Raw genomic sequence first — 20,587 nt, 5'->3', positions numbered from 1 at the left:
TTTAGCCGTTGTTCCTTCTTGTAAGGAGTAGGTAAGGCTCGTCTTCAAGCGTCTAGCTTCAGTGGCTAACTCCTCGAGGTCACAAGCCAATCTGTCCAGAAGGAAAAAGAGCACGTTCTAGCCTGATTGGCTTGTACTGGTAGGAGTTGAACAAGCCACCTCAGCATTTTTGATTCCCGTGTGTCCCCTTTTTAATATGAAACATTGAATTACTATAAAGTTATTTTCTTTGATTATTCTTTAACTAAAAAGGACCAGTGACGGTTTATCTAAAAGAGATTTGTCTAGCAAAAGCGACTAGCCCTTCGAGGACATATCCGATTTTTTCAGAAATGAAAAGCATGTTTCTGAGGAAAATTGTATTATGTAGGTCGGGGCTAAACAAGTCACTTTCGCTTTTCTATATATCAAGTTTTTTTCTTGGTTTTCTTAATGCTATAATGATGAAATGGAAGATAGATTGGGGGCAATTCAATGTACAATTATAACGAGTGGAATCATGTATTTAAACTCGATCCAAATAAAATGATTTCTGATGAGCATCTAGAGCTATTGTGTGAATCAGGTACGGATGCTATTTTGGTTGGTGGAACGGACGGAGTTACATTAGAGGGTGTATTAGATTTAATGGCAAGGGTTCGTAGATATAGTGTTCCTTGCATTTTGGAAGTTTCTTCTGTAGAAACAGTGACTCCAGGTTTTGATTTGTATTTTATCCCAACAGTTCTTAATAGCCGTGATCCAAAATGGATTGTTGGACTTCACCAAGAAGCCGTTAAGGAATTTGGAGAAGTAATGGATTGGAATGAAATTCATATAGAAGGTTATTGTATTTTAAATCCGGATTGTAAGGCAGCAAAGGTTACAGATGCTCGTACCGAATTAAGTATTGATGATGTAGTAGCTTACGGAGAAATGGCTGAGCAAATGTTTTCGATGCCAATTTTCTATTTGGAGTATAGTGGAATGTATGGAGACCCAGAAGTAGTGGAGCGAGTTGCGGAAAGACTTGAAAATACAATTCTTTTTTATGGTGGCGGAATTGTTAATGCGGAGCAAGCAAAGGAAATGTCTCAGCATGCAGATGTAGTCGTTGTAGGAAATGTCATTTATGACAATATTCAGGAAGCATTGAAAACTGTAAAAGTAGTAAAGCAATCTAAGAGAAACTAGGACAAACCATGTCATTTACGATATAATTAACAGAACAAATGTTCTTTTTGGTGGTGTAATAATGGAAAAAACGACAGAAATGTTGGTAAAGGGATTAAATCCCGAACAGAAAAAAGCGGTTCAAACAACAGATGGGCCATTGTTAATAATGGCTGGAGCAGGAAGTGGAAAGACTCGTGTTTTGACGCATCGTATTGCGTATTTAATGGTTGAAAAAGAGGTTGCTCCATGGAATATTCTTGCTATTACCTTTACAAATAAAGCAGCAAGAGAAATGAAGGAACGTATTGGGCGCCTATTAGGACCAGATGCAGAAAATATATGGATTTCTACCTTTCACTCGATGTGTGTCCGTATTTTAAGAAGAGACATCGACCGTATCGGCTATAGCCGTACCTTTTCAATTTTAGATTCAACAGATCAGCAGTCTGTTATTAAGCAAATTCTTAAGGATTTGAATTTAGATTCGAAAAAGTACGATTATCGAGCAATTCAAGGTGCTATTAGTTCAGCTAAAAATGAGTTAATTAATAGTGAGGAGTATGAAAAGACAGCGGCTGATTACTATACAAAGGTCGTTAGTGATGTGTTTAAAGAATATGAAAAAAGACTTCGTAAAAACCAAGCATTGGATTTCGATGATTTAATCATGAAAACCATTCTGCTGTTTGAACGAGTACCAGAGGTATTACAGTATTATCAAAGAAAATTTCAGTATATTCATGTCGATGAGTATCAAGATACGAACAGAGCCCAATATATGTTAGTTAAGCTAATGGCTCAACGCTTTCAAAATTTATGCGTAGTAGGGGATTCAGATCAATCGATTTATCGATGGAGAGGAGCAGACATTGCTAATATCCTTTCTTTTGAAAAGGATTATCCTAATGCTAATGTTATTTTCCTTGAACAAAATTATCGTTCTACAAAGCGCATATTACAAGCAGCGAATGAAGTTATATCTAATAATAGCAATCGAAAGCCTAAAAATTTATGGACAGAAAATGTAGAAGGAAATGCTATTCAATATTACCAAGGGGATAACGAACAAGCAGAAGCTGCATTTGTTGTTGGTAAAATCTTAGAAATGACAAAAAATTCATCACGTAAATTAAGTGATGTTGCAATTCTATACCGTACAAATGCTCAATCGCGTGTAATGGAGGAATTTTTATTAAAATCCAATTTACCTTATAGCATTGTCGGTGGAGTGAAGTTCTATGATAGAAAAGAAATTAAAGATATTCTGGCATACTTGCGTCTAATCTCTAATCCGCATGATGATATCAGTCTACGTCGAATAATAAACGTTCCTAAACGCGGTGTAGGGGCAACTTCAATTGATAAGATAGCAGACTTTGCGATTATGCAAGATACATCCATGTTTGATGCACTTCAAAGTATTGATTTAATAGGATTAAGTCCAAAGATCCGCAAAGCCGTTTTGGAGTTCAGAGACTTAATTCAAAATTATACAAACATGCAGGAATACCTTTCAGTTACAGAATTAGTTGAAGAAGTCTTAGATAAATCTGGCTATAAAGAAATGCTGAAAGCAGAAAAAACCATCGAAGCTCAAAGTAGACTTGAAAACTTAGACGAGTTTTTATCTGTTACGCAAAACTTCGAAAAAGCAAATGAAGATAAAAGTCTAGTTGCTTTTCTAACAGATTTAGCATTGGTAGCTGACATCGACCAATTAGATAAAGATGAAGAGCCACAAGAAGGCGTGATTCTAATGACCCTGCACTCAGCTAAAGGATTGGAGTTTCCAGTTGTATTCTTACTTGGTTTAGAGGAAGGCGTTTTTCCTCACAGCCGTTCATTAATGGACGAGGAGGAGATGGAGGAAGAAAGACGATTAGCTTATGTAGGAATTACGCGAGCAGAAGAAGAATTATATATGACGAATGCACAAATGAGAACATTATTTGGTCGTACAAACTTTAATCCTGTTTCACGTTTTATTTCTGAAATTCCTTCATCCTTACTTGTGAACCTACGCGAGGAAGAAAGGAAAAAAGCTGCTCCTGCAGCTACTAATCGTGGAAGCTCCTTTAGTTCAAGAAGAGCAGCAGTAACCGCACAACCTGTTAAGGCGCCTGTTAAAACAGGTGGTAGTGACATAGATTGGAAAGTCGGAGATAAGGTTCAGCATAAAAAGTGGGAAATTGGTACTGTTGTTAGTGTGAAAGGGCAAGGTGATAAAGTAGAGCTAGATATTGCGTTCCCTAGTCCAATCGGAATCAAACGATTACTAGCAGCTTTTGCGCCAATACAAAAGGTATAACAAAGAAAGGACTGTCCATATGGATTTTATTTCTGCTCAAAAACGAGTAGCTGAGCTACATGTTTTACTGAACCAATATAATTATGAATATCATGTATTGGATCAGCCGTCGGTACCGGATTCAGAGTATGACGCCAGATTAAAAGAATTAATTCAAGTTGAAGAAAGCTTTCCAGAATTAAAGACACCAGATTCTCCAACGCAACGTGTTGGAGGAGCTGTTTTAGATGCATTTCAAAAGGTAGAACATCGCACGCCGATGTTAAGTTTAGGAAATGCCTTTAATGAAGCAGACTTACTTGATTTTGATCGAAAAGTTCGCCAAGCAGTTGGTGAACAGTTTTCATATGTATGTGAATTAAAAATAGATGGACTAGCTGTTTCACTTATGTATGAAAATGGTCTTTTTACTCGTGGTGCTACTCGTGGAGATGGTACAATTGGAGAGGACATTACAGCTAATCTAAAAACAATTAAATCTATACCACTACGAATAAAACAGCCGTTAACGATAGAAGTTCGTGGCGAAGCGTATATGCCAAAGAAATCATTTGAACAGCTTAATAAAAAACGAGAGCAGCAAGAAGAAGAACCGTTTGCGAATCCTCGAAATGCCGCAGCTGGTTCATTGCGCCAGTTAGATCCGAGAATTGCAGCCTCTCGTAATTTAAGTGTTTTTCTATATGCCATTGCTGATTTAGGTGGAACTGGTGTTACAACGCATAGTGAAGGATTGAATTTATTAGACGATTTGGGTTTTAAAACCAATCAAGAGAGACAAACATGTGCTAATATACAAGAAGTGATAAGTTACGTAAATAGTTGGAGTGAAAAGAGACCACATCTTCCATATGAAATTGATGGGATTGTCATTAAAGTTAACTCATTACAGCAACAAGAAGAATTAGGTATGACAGCTAAAAGTCCACGATGGGCCATCGCTTATAAATTCCCAGCGGAGGAAGTAGTAACAAAGCTGCTTGATATTGAATTAAGTGTCGGACGTACAGGGGTTATTACACCAACAGCTATATTAGAGCCTGTAAAAGTAGCAGGAACAACTGTAAGTCGAGCATCTCTTCATAATGAAGATTTAATTCGTGAGAAAGATATTAAAATTGGGGATTATGTTGTTGTAAAAAAAGCTGGCGATATTATTCCTGAAGTAGTTAATGTGTTAGTGGATCGAAGAACGGATGAGCAACAAGACTTTATGATGCCGACGCATTGTCCAGAGTGCGGAAGTGAACTTGTTCGTTTAGAAGAAGAGGTCGCTTTACGCTGTATTAATCCAAAATGTCATGCCCAAATTCGAGAAGGACTAATTCATTTTGTTGCAAGAGGAGCCATGAATATCGATGGCTGTGGAGAAAAGGTTATTACTCAGTTATTTCGTGAAAATTTAATAGTTGATGTCGCTGATTTATACAAACTTACAAAGGAACAGTTGTTAGGTTTGGAAAGAATGGGTGAGAAATCAGCTCAAAATTTATTAGAAGCGATTGAAGCTTCAAAAGAGAATTCATTAGAACGTTTACTATTCGGACTTGGAATTCGTCATGTAGGTGCTAAAGCAGCTAAAACGTTAGCACAGCATTTTGAAACGATGGATGCATTAGCGAAAGCAACCTATGAAGAATTAACCATCATCAATGAAATTGGAGATAAGATGGCCGATTCAGTCGTTACATTTTTTGAACAGCCTGAGGTGGCAGATTTACTGCAGGAGCTAAAAGCTTCGGGAGTAAATATGACATATAAGGGACCTAAAGCTATTTTAATAGAGGATAATGATTCATTTTTTGCTGGGAAAACAGTTGTTCTAACGGGAAAACTGGAAGTTCTTACACGAAATGAAGCCAAGGAAAAGCTAGAAGCCCTTGGAGCTAAGGTTGCTGGAAGTGTTAGTAAGAAGACGCATTTAGTAGTAGCTGGTGAAGATGCTGGTTCGAAGCTAACAAAGGCTCAAGATTTAGGTGTAGAAATATGGGATGAGGCGAAACTGATCGAAGAACTAAATAAATAAGAGGTGTAAACCATGAAGAAGCTCTCGTTAATAGGGTTAGCGCTATTGCTACTCTTGTCGGGATGTGCCCCTAAATATGATAGTCAAGATACGAATGTTAAGAAAACTGACGATGACAAAGAAAAGGCGATTATTCCAAAGTATCAAATTTCTGAAAACTATTATCGTACCATTTTGCCATTTGAAGCTAGTAAAGCACGAGGTCAAACTGTATCGAATTTAAATAGTCGATATGATGTAAATGAAATGGAAATGGGCTTAATGCGTATTGCACAACAAAAGTTTAGTCCAGATGATTATGTGTATAAAGAAGGACAATTTTTATCGGCAAAGACTGTGAATAAATGGCTACAACGTAAATATACAAAAGAGCAATTTGCAGAGAAAATGAAAAAAGACAAAGAATTAGAGGAATCGGATAACCTAGGATTGAATCCAATTGACCCTGGTAAGGGAGATATTGTTAAACGTAATGAAGATAATCCACTATATTTAGCACATATTTTGGAACAAGATTACATGGTTAAAAAATCAGATGATAAAGTAGGTTTGGCTGGTGTAGTTATTGGGCTTGCATTGAACTCTGTTCATTACTATCAGAAGGAACAATATGGAGACGTATTCGAAGTGAAAATTCCAGAAGATAAAATGATTGAAGAAGGTAAGAAAATTGCCGATGAAGTATTGGAACGTTTACGCAAAAAGGACGGTTTAAAAAATGTTCCGATTACGATTGCGCTTTATAAGCAAGCTGAGAAATCATCAGTTGTTCCAGGAAACTTTGTAGCTTATACGAATGTTGGTGAAGGTAGCAATCAGATTTCAAGTTGGAAAAACGTAAATGAAAAGTACTACCTATTCCCAAATGATCAAACAAAAGAAAAATATCGTGATGACCACTCAACATATATAAAATTTAAAGAAGATGTAGAAAAGTACTTCCCTAATTTTAGTGGAGTTGTGGGACGCGGATATTATATTGATGATCAGCTACAAGAAATGAAAATTGAAATTCCAATTCAATTTTATGGTAAATCAGAAGCAATTGGTTTCACTCAATATGTAACAGGATTGGTAATGGAATACTTCCCTAGCTATGTTTCTGTTGAGGTCACAGTAACATCAGTAAATGGCGTAGAATCATTAATTGTTCGAAAAGCAAATGAAAAAGAGCCATTTGTTCATATTTCTCAGTAAGTTATGTCAAGATGCCATACAGGTAAACGCTGTATGGCATCTTTTTATCTTATAAAAAAAGTATATAATTTTGGTTAAAGAAATCATTTCTCTAAGATAATAGCTATCAGATAGGACGGGTAACGTTTTTTCTTATGCTTAGAAATAGATGCGTGATGTAGGCGAGATATGATTGAATCATTGTAAAAATGAAGCGAATAAAACGAAGAAGTAAGAGAAAACGATCTGTTTAAGTAGATGACAATTGAATCCTTGATAAAATTTGTTTAAAATAAGAAAGAAAAATGAAATACAATTTGGATAGTAAGAAAAATATGAAAATGCAAAGTGAATTTACTGACTTTTCATAATAGTGGTATAATATTAGTTTGTAATATGTTCTAGTCTTTCTTGTCTAAGAAAAGCCAATAAGATGGACTAGAACCAAAAGAAATATGGAATAAAAACGTGTCCTCTTTTTCAGTAGGCTGAAAAGGAGGATTTTATGATTGAAAATTGTGACGGAGTAAAGGCTATCATATTGCTTTAGCGTGGCAAAGTTTGATAATATTAAAAGTATGGCTTTTGGTCGAATGAAAATTTTGGAGGTGTGAATAATATGTCACGTATTTCAACAGAAGATGTTAAACACGTAGCACATTTAGCTAGACTAGCAGTAACTGAAGAAGAAGTAGAACAAATGACAAAAGAGCTAGATGCTATCATTTCGTTTGCTGAACAGTTAAACGAATTAGATACGACAGATGTTAAACCAACTTATCACGTTTTAGAAATGGTTAACGTTCTGCGAGAAGATGTTGCTAAACCGGGGCTTCCGGTAGAAGAAGTAATCAAAAATGCACCAGATCATCATGATGGACTCATTCGCGTTCCATCCATCATTGAATAAGGGGGGAAGGACAATGTCACTTTTTACAAATAGTTTAAAAGAACTGCAAACTCTTTTACATAAAAAAGAAGTGAGTGTATCAGATTTAGTGGATGCGTCGTTTAAACGTATTGCTCAAGTAGATGATACAGTTGCTGCTTTTTTAGCATTAAATGAAGAAGCTGCTAGAGGACAAGCAGCTCTTCTCGATGAGGCGTTAGCAAAAGGAGAAGCTACAGGTACTCTTTTTGGAATGCCAATCGGAATTAAGGATAATATTGTTACAAAGGATCTTCGCACAACATGTGCAAGTAAAATTCTTGAGAATTTCGACCCGATTTATGACGCAACAGTTGTACAAAAGCTTAAAGAAGCTGGAACAATTACAATTGGTAAACTCAATATGGATGAGTTTGCGATGGGTTCTTCGAATGAGAATTCTGCGTATAAAACGGTTCGTAATCCATGGAATACAAATTGTGTACCAGGTGGGTCTTCAGGCGGATCCGCAGCTTCAGTAGCAGCTGGAGAAGTGTTATTCACACTTGGTTCTGATACGGGTGGATCGATTCGTCAGCCAGCCTCTTTTTGTGGTGTTGTAGGTTTAAAGCCAACCTATGGACGTGTTTCTCGTTTTGGTTTAGTGGCATTTGCCTCTTCACTAGATCAAATTGGGCCAATTACGAATACGGTTGAAGACAATGCCTTTTTATTAGAAGCAATCTCAGGTCTAGATCCAATGGACGGTACATCTGCAAATGTAGAAGTTCCAAAGTTTACAGAAGCTTTAACAGGAGATGTTAAAGGCTTACGTATCGCAGTACCTAAAGAATACTTAGGAGAGGGCGTTCAAGAAGAAGTAAGACAATCTGTTCTTGAAGCTTTAAAAGTATTAGAATCACTTGGAGCAACTTGGGAAGAAGTTTCTCTGCCACATTCTAAATATGCGTTAGCAACCTATTATTTACTTTCTTCATCTGAAGCATCTGCGAACTTAGCTCGTTTTGACGGAGTTCGTTATGGCTATAGAACACCAAATGCTGAAAACTTAATGGAAATGTATAAGCATACACGTTCAGAAGGCTTCGGTAATGAAGTGAAACGTCGTATTATGCTGGGAACATTCGCTTTAAGTTCAGGTTATTATGATGCATATTATAAAAAAGCACAACAAGTTCGTACATTGATTAAAAAGGATTTTGAAGATGTATTCCAAAGTTATGATGTAATTATTGGACCTACAACACCAACTCCTGCTTTTAAAATTGGTGAAAATACAAAAGATCCATTGACAATGTATGCGAATGATATTTTAACGATTCCGGTTAACCTAGCTGGTGTACCAGGGATTTCAGTACCATGTGGATTATCTCAAGAAGGACTGCCACTAGGTCTTCAAATTATTGGTAAGCATTTTGATGAAAGCACGGTATATCGAGTTGCGCATGCCTTTGAACAAGCAACTGATCATCATAAAAAAAAGCCACAATTGTAAGGGGTGAAGAACATGAATTTTGAAACGGTAATAGGTCTTGAAGTACACGTTGAGTTAAAAACAGATTCTAAAATATTCTCATCAGCACCGAACAAATTTGGAGCAGAACCAAATACAAATACATCAGTCATTGATTTGGGCTATCCTGGTGTTCTTCCTGTTGTAAATAAAAAAGCAGTAGAGTATGGAATGAAAGCGGCAATGGCTATTAATTGCGAAGTTGCTACTCATACAAAGTTTGATCGTAAAAATTATTTTTATCCAGACAATCCGAAAGCGTATCAAATTTCTCAGTTCGATCAGCCTATTGGAGAACATGGATATATTGATATTGAAGTAGATGGATATAAGAAACGAATTGGTATCACTCGTATTCATTTAGAAGAAGACGCTGGTAAATTAACACATGGTGTAGGTGGTAGTTCATTATGTGACTATAACCGTCAAGGTACACCACTAGTAGAAATTGTATCAGAACCAGATATTCGTACGGCAAATGAAGCATATGCCTATTTAGAAAAACTTAAATCTATTATTCAATACACAGGTGTATCAGACTGTAAAATGGAAGAAGGCTCACTTCGTTGTGACGCGAATATTTCCATTCGCCCAATTGGTCAAGAAGAATTTGGTACAAAAACGGAATTGAAAAACTTAAACTCATTTAACTTTGTGCGTAGAGGCATTGAGTTTGAAGAGCAACGTCAACGTGCAGTTATACAAGCAGGCGGTAAAATTGAACAGGAAACTCGTCGTTTTGATGAAACAACAGGTAAAACGATTCTTATGCGTGTAAAAGAAGGATCTGATGATTATCGTTATTTCCCTGAGCCTGATTTAGTAGAAATGTATATTGATGATGAGTGGAAAGCTCGCGTACGCGCAGAAATTCCAGAGCTTCCTGATGCTCGTCAAAAACGCTATGTAGAAGAACTTGGCCTACCAACATATGATGCAGCTATATTAACTGTTACAAAAGAAACATCAGATTTCTTTGAAGCGACAGTTGCTGCTGGTGCAGATGCGAAGTTAGCTTCTAACTGGATTATGGGTGATTTATCTGGTTACATGAATGCAGAAGGTAAAGAGCTTCATGACCTTCCTTTAACACCACAAGCGTTAGCTGGTATGATTGTGTTAATTGAAAAAGGAACAATTTCTTCAAAAATTGCTAAAACGGTCTTCAAAGAATTAGTTGAAAATGGTGGTAATCCAGAGGAAATCGTGAAAGCAAAAGGTCTAGTACAAATTTCAGATGAAGGTGCTTTATTAAAAATCATCACGGAAGCATTAGACAATAATCCAAAATCAATTGAGGACTATAAAGCAGGTCAAAAGAAAGCAACTGGTTTCTTAGTTGGTCAAATTATGAAAGCAACAAAAGGACAAGCAAATCCACAATTAGTGAATAAGCTTCTCTTTCAAGAAATCGAAAAAAGATAAAATAAAGCTATAATAGGTGTGAAGATTCATTGATTCTCCTCCTATTATTGAAAGAAGTAATTGTGCTTTATGATAAAGTGAGACTTCGATTAGTGAAAGACATCCTTCATTATTTTTATAAGAAGGATGTCTTTTTTAGAAGATAAGAAAGTATATAATTTTGAACTAAGACAAATGTCTGGCTTTATTTTCAAATCCGTATGTCTCCTTTTTGAAGGAATATCATGGAATGAAACTGCAAAGAGAATCACAATTTCTCTGAGATAACAGCTATACCCAAAGCACTAGTAACTGTTTTTCTTATCTATCGAAATGTAAGACATAGAGTCATTAATTTTTACTATAAATGTGAACGTGAACTTTTAAAATATGTATCTTTTTTAGCAATTAGACAATTCGTTTTGATTTTTTCAACATGAACAAGATATATTGTATATAAGGGGAGGAGAAAAAAATGGTTGTAGGGATATATATCGGTATTATATTGATTATTATTGCAGTTGTCTCATTACTTGTTAAATTTACAGATCCAAAAAAGGTAAAAAGAAGGAATAGATAAAAATACTATTTAACGGATAACCTGTGACAGGATATCCGTTAAAACAAAAGGAGGTAGGGAGGAGTGGATCTTTTATTAATCATTTGGTGCTTGGTTGGGGCTATGATGGTCGGCATAGCATTTGTTGTTCATAACAAGAAAAATTATAGTCTGATCTCTGGCTATAGCTCGTATACCGAGGAAGAAAAAAAGGAATTAGAGAAAAACGGCTATACTAGGGCAGTTGGTCGTTTTTGCTGGACGATGGCTGTATTATGGATTATGAGTATTCCTTTTATTGGATTTCATGTATCTTATAGTATAGAAGTATTTGTAAGCATTTTTCTATTGTATACAATGATTGGTTCTTTGAATTTGACGCGCTATGATGTAAAGCGGACAAAAAAACGAAATAGAATTATTTTAAGTGTTACATATGTCATTGTCATTGTCGGAATAGGAGTTCTCTTTTTTATGGGTGAGCAGGCTACTAACGTGACAATTACTGCTGATAAGATTGAACTAGAAGGAATGTATGATGATACGATTCTTATAAGTGATATAGAAAAAATGGAATTAATAGACCATCTGCCTAATGACACAATCAAATCGAATGGTTATGCTACAGAGACAAGATCACTAGGAGCATTTCATTCTAAAAAGCTTGGTCCGGGTAGACATCATGTTTTCACAAAATATCCACCTTATATTTTTATCGTTACAAAAGACAAATATTATTTACTAAATTCGAAAAAAACGACGGAAACTAAAAAATGGTTTGATGAAATAGAAGCTAAATTAAAATAAGGACGAATATTGTTTTTTTATATGTTTTCTGGAATATTTGTCATTTGGGGCGTCGATGCTATATAATTTACTTTGCAGTTGTTTGAATAACGATACTACATACAATAATAGAATGAGACGTCACTAGACTTTTACTATAAGGAATAGACGAATCTAACTAATAGGATGATGATAATGAAAAGAGCCAGATTAATATATAATCCAACTTCAGGAAGAGAAATCATTCGTAAGCATTTGCCTGATATTCTTGCAAAGCTTGAAGCGGCAGGATATGAAGCATCTTGTCACGCTACAACTTGTGAAGGGGATGCTACAGAAGCAGCCCGTATAGCTATTGAGCGAAAGTATGATGTGGTTATTGCTGCTGGTGGAGATGGAACGATTTATGAAGTAGTTAATGGATTAGCAGGTGCTGAGCATCGGCCAAAGCTTGGAATCATACCGACTGGAACGACCAATGATTTTGCTCGTGCTATTCATGTTTCTCGCTCTGTAAGTAAAGCGGTTGACATTATTGTCCAAGGGAATACGATTCCTATAGATATTGGAAAGATGAATGAAAAATATTTTATCAATATTGCAGGCGGTGGCCGATTAACAGAGCTTACATATGAAGTACCAAGCAAGTTAAAAACGATGATTGGTCAGCTAGCGTACTATTTAAAAGGAATCGAAATGTTACCTTCTATAAAAGCTGCTGAAGTTCAAATTGAATATGATGGTAAGCTTTTTGAAGGAGAAATCATGCTTTTCCTTGTAGCAAATACAAATTCAGTTGGTGGTTTTGAACGTTTAGCTCCAGATGCTTCCTTAAATGATGGGATGTTTACATTATTGATTTTAAAGAAAACGAATCTTGCTGACTTTATTCGAGTTGCGTTTCTTGCTACTCGCGGTGAGCATATTAAAGATCCTAATATCATTTATGCAAAGGCAAATCGAGTTAAAGTAACCTCAAAAGAGAAAATGCAACTAAACTTAGATGGTGAATATGGTGGAGTAGCACCTGTTGAATTTGTTAATTTACATCGCCATTTTGAAGTATTTGTACCAGAGGATTTTGTACCTGATGCATTACCACAAAAGCCTGAGCGTAATGAAATATAATATAACCTAATAAGAGAGTGTTTCTCAAAAGTTAAAGAGGACGCTCTTTTTTATGTTAAAAACATATGATTTGTGAAATTGGTGTGAAAGAAAATTGTCTTAATTAACCACTATTGATTTGTGAAGGATTCTATTATACTCAAATTGTATTGTAAGATCCTATTTTGAAAGGGTGTTAATGTGCTGCATTATCGTACGCATTACCTGGCTGAAAATAAACCTTGGGTAACGTTAATACACGGTGCTGGTGGAAACTCTGCCGTTTGGTTTAAACAATTGAGAGATTATAAAAAGCAATTTAATGTCTTACTCATTGATTTACGTGGACATGGAAAATCTCAAAAGGTCCATTGGAAGAAGGAAGATAATTTTATTACTCTTTCTAATGAAGTAATGGCAGTGTTAGATCATTTGAATATAAGAACTTCTCATTTTGTTGGGATATCTTTAGGAACTATTGTCATTCAAACCATTGCTCAGCAATATCCTAAGCGAGTAGAATCAATGGTTTTAGGTGGAGCTATTACAGGGATTAACCTTCGAACAAAGTGTTATTTAACCCTCGGACATATCGGCAAGTATGTACTACCGTATATGTGGATTTATCGCTTATTTGCTTGGATTATTATGCCACGCAAAAATCATAAAGAAGCTCGCATTACGTTTGTGGAACAAGCAAAAGGAATGTGCCAAAAACAATTTATTAAATGGTTCTCTTTAACACAAAATGTAAGCCCTTTTTTAAAGGAGCTACAACAGGATTTTAAAGACATTCCAACTCTCTTTATTATGGGAGAACAAGATTATTTATTTCTTGATTTAGTCGAGGATGTAGTCTTAAAGACGAACTATTATGTGAGATTAGAATGTATTGAAAATGCAGGTCATGTATGTAACATTGATCAATCACAAATTTTTAACGAAAAAAGCATACACTTTATGCTAAACAATAAAAATAGGATAATTCCAGTGAAATCAAGCTAAGAGGAAAGTCGTCTGCGGACGGCTTTTTTGTGTGGGAAAATGCTTAGTTACGGGAAGTTGAACCAAAATGATCAAGAGTTGAATCGTTTTCGTCGAAAGCTGAATGAAAAACAGTTAAAGTTGAATCACTTCATGGAAAAGTTGAATGAGAACAGCGGCATTATAGTTCGCTTTCTTTATTGTGGCAGGTCTTTATGGTAAAATCATGCTAGTCTGTATTAGGAATAGGCAATATGAGAGAATTTCAAAGTTGTTTAAGCTTTGAATACTCCTTAAACAATAGAAAAGGAAGTTGAACAAATGAAGAAAAATGCTCCAGTCTCGAAAAATGATATAGTGACTGTTCAATTTGAAGATTTAACGACGGATGGATCAGGGGTAGCGAAAGTAGATGGTTATCCATTATTCGTACCTTTTGCTTTACCAGGTGAAAAAGCAAAAGTTCGTGTTGTAAAAGCAAATAAAGGCTATGGCTTTGGTCGCTTAGAAGAATTAATAGAAGAAAGTCCAGACCGAGTAGAATATCCTTGTTCCCTTCATAAAGAATGTGGAGGCGCACAGCTATTACATTTAAGCTATGAAGGACAATTAAAGGCAAAAGAAAAACAAGTGCGTGATGCTTTAGAGCGTATTGGTGGGTTAAAGGATGTTAAGGTTCATTCAGTATTAGGTATGGAGAATCCATGGCAATATCGCAATAAGGTTCAAGTACCAGTTGGTGAACAAAAAGGTCGAGTTGTGGCAGGATATTATAAAAAACGTACTCATGAAATCGTAGATATGACAAACTGCGGTGTAGAACTATCTATGGATGATTCCATCGTAATTAAAGTGAAAAATATTTGTGTAAACAATGGGGTAGCTCCTTATTATGAAAAAGATCATAAAGGTGTACTTCGTCACATCGTCGTTCGTTGGGCAAAAGAAACAGGCGAGATTATGATCGTTTTAGTAACACGTACAAGAACTTTACCGAATAAAGATGAAATTGTAAAAGATATTGTCAAAGCAATTCCGAATGTAAAAAGTATCGTACAAAACATTAATGTAAAACGTACGAATGTGATTTTAGGAGATCGTTCACTTACATTATGGGGAAAAGCGACAATTACCGATACCATTGGAGATATTAAATTTGCGATTTCACCAAGATCATTTTTCCAGGTGAATCCTGTTCAAACAAAAGTGTTATATGACAAAGCATTAGAATTTGCTGGTTTAACAGGAGAAGAAACTGTAATCGATGCTTATTGTGGAATTGGAACAATCTCACTGTTCTTAGCTCAAAAAGCGAAAAAAGTGTACGGGGTTGAAATTGTTGAAGATGCTGTCCGTGATGCACGTGAAAATGCGAAAAGCAACAACATTACCAATGTAGAATTTGAAGCAGGCCCGGCAGAAACAGTTATTACTGAATGGTATAAAGAAGGTATTAAAGCAGATGTTATTGTAGTCGATCCACCACGTAAAGGCTGTGAAGAATCATTATTGAATACTATACAAGCTATGAAACCGAAGAAGGTCGTATATGTTTCATGTAATCCAGGAACATTAGCACGTGACCTCCGTATCCTAGAAGATGGTGGCTATCAAACTTGTGAAGTTCAGCCGGTTGATATGTTCCCGCAAACGACACATGTGGAGACGGTCGCGTTGTTAGAGTTGGTATAATAGTGTTTTCAAGATGTTTTACCTTGGTATTTTAGTCATTTGCCACCTATTTGCCACCGTGTTAAATGGCATGGTGGCAATACTATTCTTCGATGAAGTTTTCGAAAGTTTTAATACTTGTTTCTTCCATCGATTCAGTAACGTGGGAATATGTGTCTAGAGTAGTACTAATTTTGTCGTGTCCTAATCTTTTTTGAACATATTTAATATTGACCCCAGCTTCTATAAGCATTGTTGCGTGGGTATGTCTCAAAGAATGAAAATTAAAAGGTATCATTAATTCATAATTAATTACCCTACTAAGGTATTTTATTGTGTCCATTGTTACTATTTTCCCGTTTTCTCTAGTGCATACATAATCTGACTCTATATAGTATTCGCCATATTTCTCTTTGTTTTCTTCTTGCTTATTTTTATGCTTTTTTAGTATTTCAAGAAGCTTAGCTCCAATTAATATATTCCTTTTTGATGCTGGAGTTTTGGGAGTACCAATGTCAATTTTTCCTTTTTTTAAAATCATAATACTTCGTATTTTAATGATTTTTTTTTCGAAATCTACGTTACTCCATGTTAAACCGCATACTTCTGATGCTCTCATGCCTGTATGAAAAGCAATTTGCAGAGGTATATAGAAAGTGCTATTCTCTGGGAATCTGTTCATTATACAAGCAAAATCATCTTTACTGATAATTTTTAAATTATCATCATCAAAATCTTTACTATATGAAGGTAATTTTACTTCTTCTGCTGGGCTATTTTTAATAAACTTATACGGTTTATTTGCCATACGAAATCCTTTTTTTATTACCCCTAACATAGCTGCAACACTACTTTTTGCATACCCCTCAAGATATTTTTTATTAATGAACTCTTGTAATCTTTTTGAAGTAACTTGTTTTAGTTTTAAACTTCCGAAGGAGGGTACAATGTGACCATCAATGATTCTTCTGTAGTATTGTTGAGTGTTATATTTACAATTTGTAAGCACGTAATTATCAAACCAATAATTAAAATAGTCAGCAACACTTATATTCGATTCTAATAAAGGTGATCCTGTATTTTCTAATTCAGCGATAGCGTTTCTTAAAGCTATTTGTGCTTCTTTTTTTGTTTTGCCTCCTTTGCGTTCTATTTTTTTTCTTTTTCCATCTATTTTCCCTGCTTCAAAATAATAGTACCAAGAACTACCTCTTTTTCTAACTCCGCCTTGCATGAAATCACTCCTAAAATCCTAATTTTAGTTTTAATAATTCAATAGGTATGTTCGTGTGTTGGCTGATTGCTTCTAAGTTATTGAAATTAGCTAGGTACTCATTCCATAAGTCATCAGGTAATAGAAGTTCTACCGTAAATAAATTAGCTTCTTTTTCTAGTTTTGACACTGAAAACATCGTGTCTCTTCTAAGATGCGGAGTGTTAAATCGTGGATGCAAAACACTATGTCCTAATTCATGATAACAAGTAATATCTTTTTCAATGTCGCTTAAATTTGAATTAATAAAAATCCACTTTGTTCGTTTTTCATACTTGTAGAATCCTAATATTTCACGATGTAGATCCCACATTACTATATGCACATTTAAACAATCGGCTAGTTCGTACGGATTGCTTGTATTGTATTTCTTAATAAGATGTTGAACTATGTTTCTGACGTAGTATTTCACAAATGACACTCCGATCTAATTTCACTTACGGTGTTTTTTAGGTGTGTACTTCTTATTAATGATTTTTGTTTGAGTAACTATATATTCCATTGCAGACATGAGCGATTCCTTGGCTTCATCGCTCATCGGTTCACCAGAAAACATCAACCCGTCTGAATCAGTAAGGTCGTTTCGTATTTCGATAATTCTCTTCTCAATATCGTCTCGGTCTTTTTTAGATAGAGTAGATATTATTGTAGTTGTGTCTTCTGATTCATTTAATAAATAATCAGTTGTTACACCAAAATAGTCAGCAACTTTTTTCAATTTATCTGCTGATGGGTAGGCCTTATCCCATTTCCTAATAGTTCCATTACCAAACTCAAGATCTCTTTCCAACGAAGCAATTGTTTTTTTTCTTTGTTTACACAAATATTTAATCTTTTGCACCAAAGTCATTATCTGTCACCTCTCGGCATTTGAAAAAAATAGTCTGTAGACTAAAAATAGATGTTGACAATTAGTCTGTAGTCTATTAAGATTCAAATATAAGCTTTTTTATTTGCAGAAAATACAGCGAAAATTGAAAAAATACAAACAATAATGCGCTGGGGAGCGATATGTTTTATTTTGTCATTTTCTGTATCTTTGCCTGCTTATATATTAGCATATAGTCTAATTTTCAGTCAATGAATTAGCGAAAATTTTCTCATGTAAATTTTTAGGAGGTGATGAAGGTGGATAAAAAGCAATTTCAAATCAGCGTTAAAACGGGACTAATTATTAAAGAAATGACATTAACAGAAGTCGCGAAAACAGTCGGAATTTCAGTTTCTTATTTGTCGGACATAGTTAAAGGTAATAGAAAAGGCGAAAAATACAAGAAAAAAATTTCTGAAATCCTTGGATTTAATTATCAGTGAAATGAAGGTGAACAATATGGAAGTTCTATTTACAGTAAAGGAAGTGTCAAAACTTTTTAAATGTAATACCTCTTTAGTTTATGCACTTATTAAAGGCGGACATTTAAATGTTCTGAAGCTTGGGCAGCTAAAAGTTCCAAAATATGAAGTTGATGATTTTCTTAAAAGAAATATAGGTAAAGATTTTTCTGATTTGGATAATATAAAGAAATTTGAAATGAATTCAGCAAAATAATTTTTTTTACCACTATTGCAGAATTTGAGGAAAGATTTAAGTTCTAAAAATCAAAAGGAGGAATGTAGTTGGATATTTCTGAATTATGTGGATTTTATATGTTTCTGGTTGCCGCACTTGGTATTGGAATGATGATTGGGGGATTACAGAAGGAGGGAAATGAGTGAGAGAATACTATCTCTTATCACTAAAGTGGTCAAAAGGTGATCAATATATATGGTGGGGGCCTAATAATTCTGGTTATTACATGGACATAAAAAAAGCAGGAATTTATACAGAAGAAAAATTAAATAAAAACAAGATCTATTACAATAATACTGGTGTGATGCCAGTTCCTGTTGAAGTAGTTAACAAAGCTGATTGTCAAAAAGTAATAGTGGCAAACTCTGATAATTATAATTTGTTTGGGATACACGAACATCTGAAAACTGCTAAAGAATATTAGGGAGGTAAATGAATGAACGAATTAATTAAAACATCAAATGATAAAAATGGAGACATTATTATTAGTGGTCGTGAGTTGCATGAGTTTTTGGGAGTGAAAACCAGATATAATGACTGGTTTGAAAGAATGCTTGCTTTTGGATTCGCAGAAAATGTAGATTATATTACTCTTACTCAAAAAAGAGTAACAGCTCAAGGAAATAGCGTAGAACAATATGAACATCATTTGAAATTAGACATGGCAAAAGAAATATCAATGATTCAACGTACAGAAAAAGGTAAACAAGCTAGACAGTATTTTTTACAACTTGAAAAAATGTGGAATAGTCCAGAAATGGTTATGAAGCGAGCTTTAGAATATGCAGATAAAAAAGTATTAGAGTTATCTACAAAAATAGAAGAGGACAAGCCTAAAGTATTCTTTGCTGAAGCTATTTCAGTTAGCAAAACTTGTATTCTAGTAAAAGACTTAGCGATTTTATTAGCTCAAAAAGGAATTGAGATAGGACAACAGAGGCTATTTAAATGGCTTAGAGAAAATGAGTATCTTTGTAAAAGTAAACCATTTTGGAATAAACCAACACAACGATCTATGGAACTGAGTTTATTCGAAGTTAGCACGCATATTCATACTGGAAGTGATGGAGTTCCGAATACAAAGTACACACCTAAAGTAACAGGAAAAGGTCAAATCTATTTCATAAATAAGTTCTTGGAAAAGAAAAATGCCTAGTTGCTGCAACAACTAGACAGGTTGATTTGTTAATTCTAATGTTCTTGTGGTCAATTATATATCAACTATTGACTATTGACTACATGGAACGTTTATTCGGTATTAAGCATCTTGGAGGTGTAAAGATGCATCAAGGGTGGATTAGTTTACACAGGAAGATTCAAGATCATCCTTTGTTTTTAGAAAAAAGATCATTTTCAAAGTTTGAAGCATGGATTGATTTATTATTACTTGCTAATCACAAAGATAATAAAGTGCTTCTTGGAAATGAATATATAGTGGTCGAAAGAGGTAGTTTCATAACATCTGAATTAAAGCTTATGGATCGTTGGGGATGGTCAAAAACTAAGGTAAGGTCGTTTTTAAAATTATTAGAAGAAGACTCTATGATTGTTAAAAAAACAGACAAGAAAAAAACCACCTTAACCATATGTCACTACAGCGATTATCAAAATTCAGAAACCACAAAAGAACCACAAAAGAACCATAAGGAGACCACAAAAGAACCACAAAAAGACACAAACAATAATGTTAATAATGATAACAATGAAAATAATGATAATAAAAAAGATATAAATCATAAGCAAGCTTATGACGAGTCGTCAATTTATTTTCAATTAGCTAATTTCTTATTTCAAAGAATACTAGAAAACAATCCAGAACATAAAAAGCCTAATCTTCAAAAATGGGCTAATACAGTTAGATTGATGATGGAACGAGATAAACGAACTGAAGAACAAATTAAATTCCTTATAAATTGGTCTCAAAACGATTCTTTTTGGCAGGGGAACATCTTATCAATGGACAAGTTAAGAGATCAATTTGACCGACTTGTAGTTCAATGCAAGCGAGATAAACAGAACAAACCAAGTAGAGGATATCAACGTCAAGAAATCGTTCCAGATTGGCTTAAAAACCAAAATAACAGTACTCCAACAGAGGAACATAATCCTGACTTTGAAGCAGAAGCAGAAGCCCTAATGAAAGAGTTGCAAGAAAAATACTAAACT

General features: G+C 34.8%; 19 protein-coding genes. 16 read left to right on the top strand and 3 right to left on the bottom strand.

The window, feature by feature from the left end; all coding sequences use genetic code 11:
* The first annotated feature begins 474 nt into the window (after positions 1–474).
* The 11 genes from BN349_RS17835 (at position 475) to rlmD (ending at position 15,599) form a co-directional block, all read left to right on the top strand.
* A complete protein-coding gene (locus BN349_RS17835; RefSeq protein WP_019243700.1) occupies positions 475–1,173 on the top strand; it encodes a heptaprenylglyceryl phosphate synthase in 699 nt (232 codons plus the stop codon).
* A gap of 61 nt (positions 1,174–1,234) precedes the next feature.
* Positions 1,235–3,463, top strand: coding sequence for a DNA helicase PcrA (pcrA, locus tag BN349_RS17830; protein ID WP_019243699.1), 2,229 nt, complete (start codon positions 1,235–1,237; stop codon positions 3,461–3,463).
* Positions 3,464–3,482: 19 nt separating this feature from the next.
* A complete protein-coding gene (gene ligA / locus BN349_RS17825; protein WP_019243698.1) occupies positions 3,483–5,489 on the top strand; it encodes an NAD-dependent DNA ligase LigA in 2,007 nt (668 codons plus the stop codon).
* A 12-nt stretch (positions 5,490–5,501) separates the two neighbouring features.
* The gene (locus BN349_RS17820; protein WP_019243697.1) at positions 5,502–6,686 is read left to right on the top strand and encodes a CamS family sex pheromone protein; all 1,185 of its coding nucleotides are present in this window, start codon (positions 5,502–5,504) and stop codon (positions 6,684–6,686) included.
* A 598-nt stretch (positions 6,687–7,284) separates the two neighbouring features.
* Positions 7,285–7,575: an Asp-tRNA(Asn)/Glu-tRNA(Gln) amidotransferase subunit GatC gene (gatC, locus tag BN349_RS17815; RefSeq protein WP_019243696.1), complete on the top strand. Its 291-nt coding sequence runs from the start codon at positions 7,285–7,287 to the stop codon at positions 7,573–7,575.
* A gap of 13 nt (positions 7,576–7,588) precedes the next feature.
* The gene (gene gatA, locus BN349_RS17810) at positions 7,589–9,049 is read left to right on the top strand and encodes an Asp-tRNA(Asn)/Glu-tRNA(Gln) amidotransferase subunit GatA (RefSeq protein WP_019243695.1); all 1,461 of its coding nucleotides are present in this window, start codon (positions 7,589–7,591) and stop codon (positions 9,047–9,049) included.
* A gap of 12 nt (positions 9,050–9,061) precedes the next feature.
* Positions 9,062–10,492: an Asp-tRNA(Asn)/Glu-tRNA(Gln) amidotransferase subunit GatB gene (gatB, locus tag BN349_RS17805; RefSeq protein ID WP_019243694.1), complete on the top strand. Its 1,431-nt coding sequence runs from the start codon at positions 9,062–9,064 to the stop codon at positions 10,490–10,492.
* Positions 10,493–11,114: 622 nt separating this feature from the next.
* Positions 11,115–11,837 carry a DUF3784 domain-containing protein gene (locus BN349_RS17795; RefSeq protein ID WP_019243692.1) on the top strand — a complete coding sequence of 241 codons (723 nt, stop codon included), beginning with the start codon at positions 11,115–11,117 and terminating at the stop codon, positions 11,835–11,837.
* Positions 11,838–12,011: 174 nt separating this feature from the next.
* On the top strand, positions 12,012–12,944 hold the full coding sequence (locus BN349_RS17790; RefSeq protein WP_019243691.1) for a diacylglycerol kinase: 933 nt from the start codon (positions 12,012–12,014) through the stop codon (positions 12,942–12,944).
* 180 nt (positions 12,945–13,124) lie between these two features.
* Positions 13,125–13,928 carry an alpha/beta fold hydrolase gene (locus BN349_RS17785; RefSeq protein WP_019243690.1) on the top strand — a complete coding sequence of 268 codons (804 nt, stop codon included), beginning with the start codon at positions 13,125–13,127 and terminating at the stop codon, positions 13,926–13,928.
* A 300-nt stretch (positions 13,929–14,228) separates the two neighbouring features.
* Positions 14,229–15,599 (top strand): 23S rRNA (uracil(1939)-C(5))-methyltransferase RlmD, encoded by a 1,371-nt coding sequence (gene rlmD / locus BN349_RS17780; RefSeq protein ID WP_019243689.1) that lies wholly within the window; start codon positions 14,229–14,231, stop codon positions 15,597–15,599.
* An 82-nt stretch (positions 15,600–15,681) separates the two neighbouring features.
* Here rlmD and BN349_RS17775 read toward each other — a convergent pair whose 3' ends face one another.
* The 3 genes from BN349_RS17775 to BN349_RS17765 are packed head-to-tail and all read right to left on the bottom strand — an operon-like array spanning position 15,682 to position 17,701.
* Positions 15,682–16,812: a site-specific integrase gene (locus tag BN349_RS17775; RefSeq protein WP_019243688.1), complete on the bottom strand. Its 1,131-nt coding sequence runs from the start codon at positions 16,810–16,812 to the stop codon at positions 15,682–15,684.
* A 10-nt stretch (positions 16,813–16,822) separates the two neighbouring features.
* Positions 16,823–17,263 carry an ImmA/IrrE family metallo-endopeptidase gene (locus tag BN349_RS17770; protein WP_019243687.1) on the bottom strand — a complete coding sequence of 147 codons (441 nt, stop codon included), beginning with the start codon at positions 17,261–17,263 and terminating at the stop codon, positions 16,823–16,825.
* Positions 17,264–17,284: 21 nt separating this feature from the next.
* On the bottom strand, positions 17,285–17,701 hold the full coding sequence (locus tag BN349_RS17765; protein ID WP_019243686.1) for a helix-turn-helix domain-containing protein: 417 nt from the start codon (positions 17,699–17,701) through the stop codon (positions 17,285–17,287).
* Between the two features lie 278 nt (positions 17,702–17,979).
* Here BN349_RS17765 and BN349_RS17760 point away from each other — a divergent pair, with 278 nt between their 5' ends.
* The 5 genes from BN349_RS17760 to BN349_RS17735 all read left to right on the top strand — a co-directional run bounded on the left by BN349_RS17760 (position 17,980) and on the right by BN349_RS17735 (position 20,584).
* Positions 17,980–18,165: a helix-turn-helix domain-containing protein gene (locus BN349_RS17760; RefSeq protein ID WP_019243685.1), complete on the top strand. Its 186-nt coding sequence runs from the start codon at positions 17,980–17,982 to the stop codon at positions 18,163–18,165.
* A gap of 16 nt (positions 18,166–18,181) precedes the next feature.
* Positions 18,182–18,400: a helix-turn-helix domain-containing protein gene (locus tag BN349_RS17755; RefSeq protein ID WP_019243684.1), complete on the top strand. Its 219-nt coding sequence runs from the start codon at positions 18,182–18,184 to the stop codon at positions 18,398–18,400.
* A 163-nt stretch (positions 18,401–18,563) separates the two neighbouring features.
* Positions 18,564–18,845 carry a hypothetical protein gene (locus BN349_RS17745; RefSeq protein ID WP_019243682.1) on the top strand — a complete coding sequence of 94 codons (282 nt, stop codon included), beginning with the start codon at positions 18,564–18,566 and terminating at the stop codon, positions 18,843–18,845.
* 12 nt (positions 18,846–18,857) lie between these two features.
* The gene (locus BN349_RS17740) at positions 18,858–19,577 is read left to right on the top strand and encodes a phage antirepressor KilAC domain-containing protein (protein WP_019243681.1); all 720 of its coding nucleotides are present in this window, start codon (positions 18,858–18,860) and stop codon (positions 19,575–19,577) included.
* A gap of 125 nt (positions 19,578–19,702) precedes the next feature.
* A complete protein-coding gene (locus BN349_RS17735) occupies positions 19,703–20,584 on the top strand; it encodes a hypothetical protein (RefSeq protein WP_019243680.1) in 882 nt (293 codons plus the stop codon).
* Positions 20,585–20,587: the final 3 nt, after the last annotated feature.

Source organism: Bacillus sp. AP8, from assembly GCF_000321185.1.
GTDB lineage: Bacteria > Bacillota > Bacilli > Bacillales > DSM-1321 > Bacillus_AD > Bacillus_AD massilioanorexius.
This window is presented reverse-complemented; position numbering and strand designations above follow the sequence as displayed.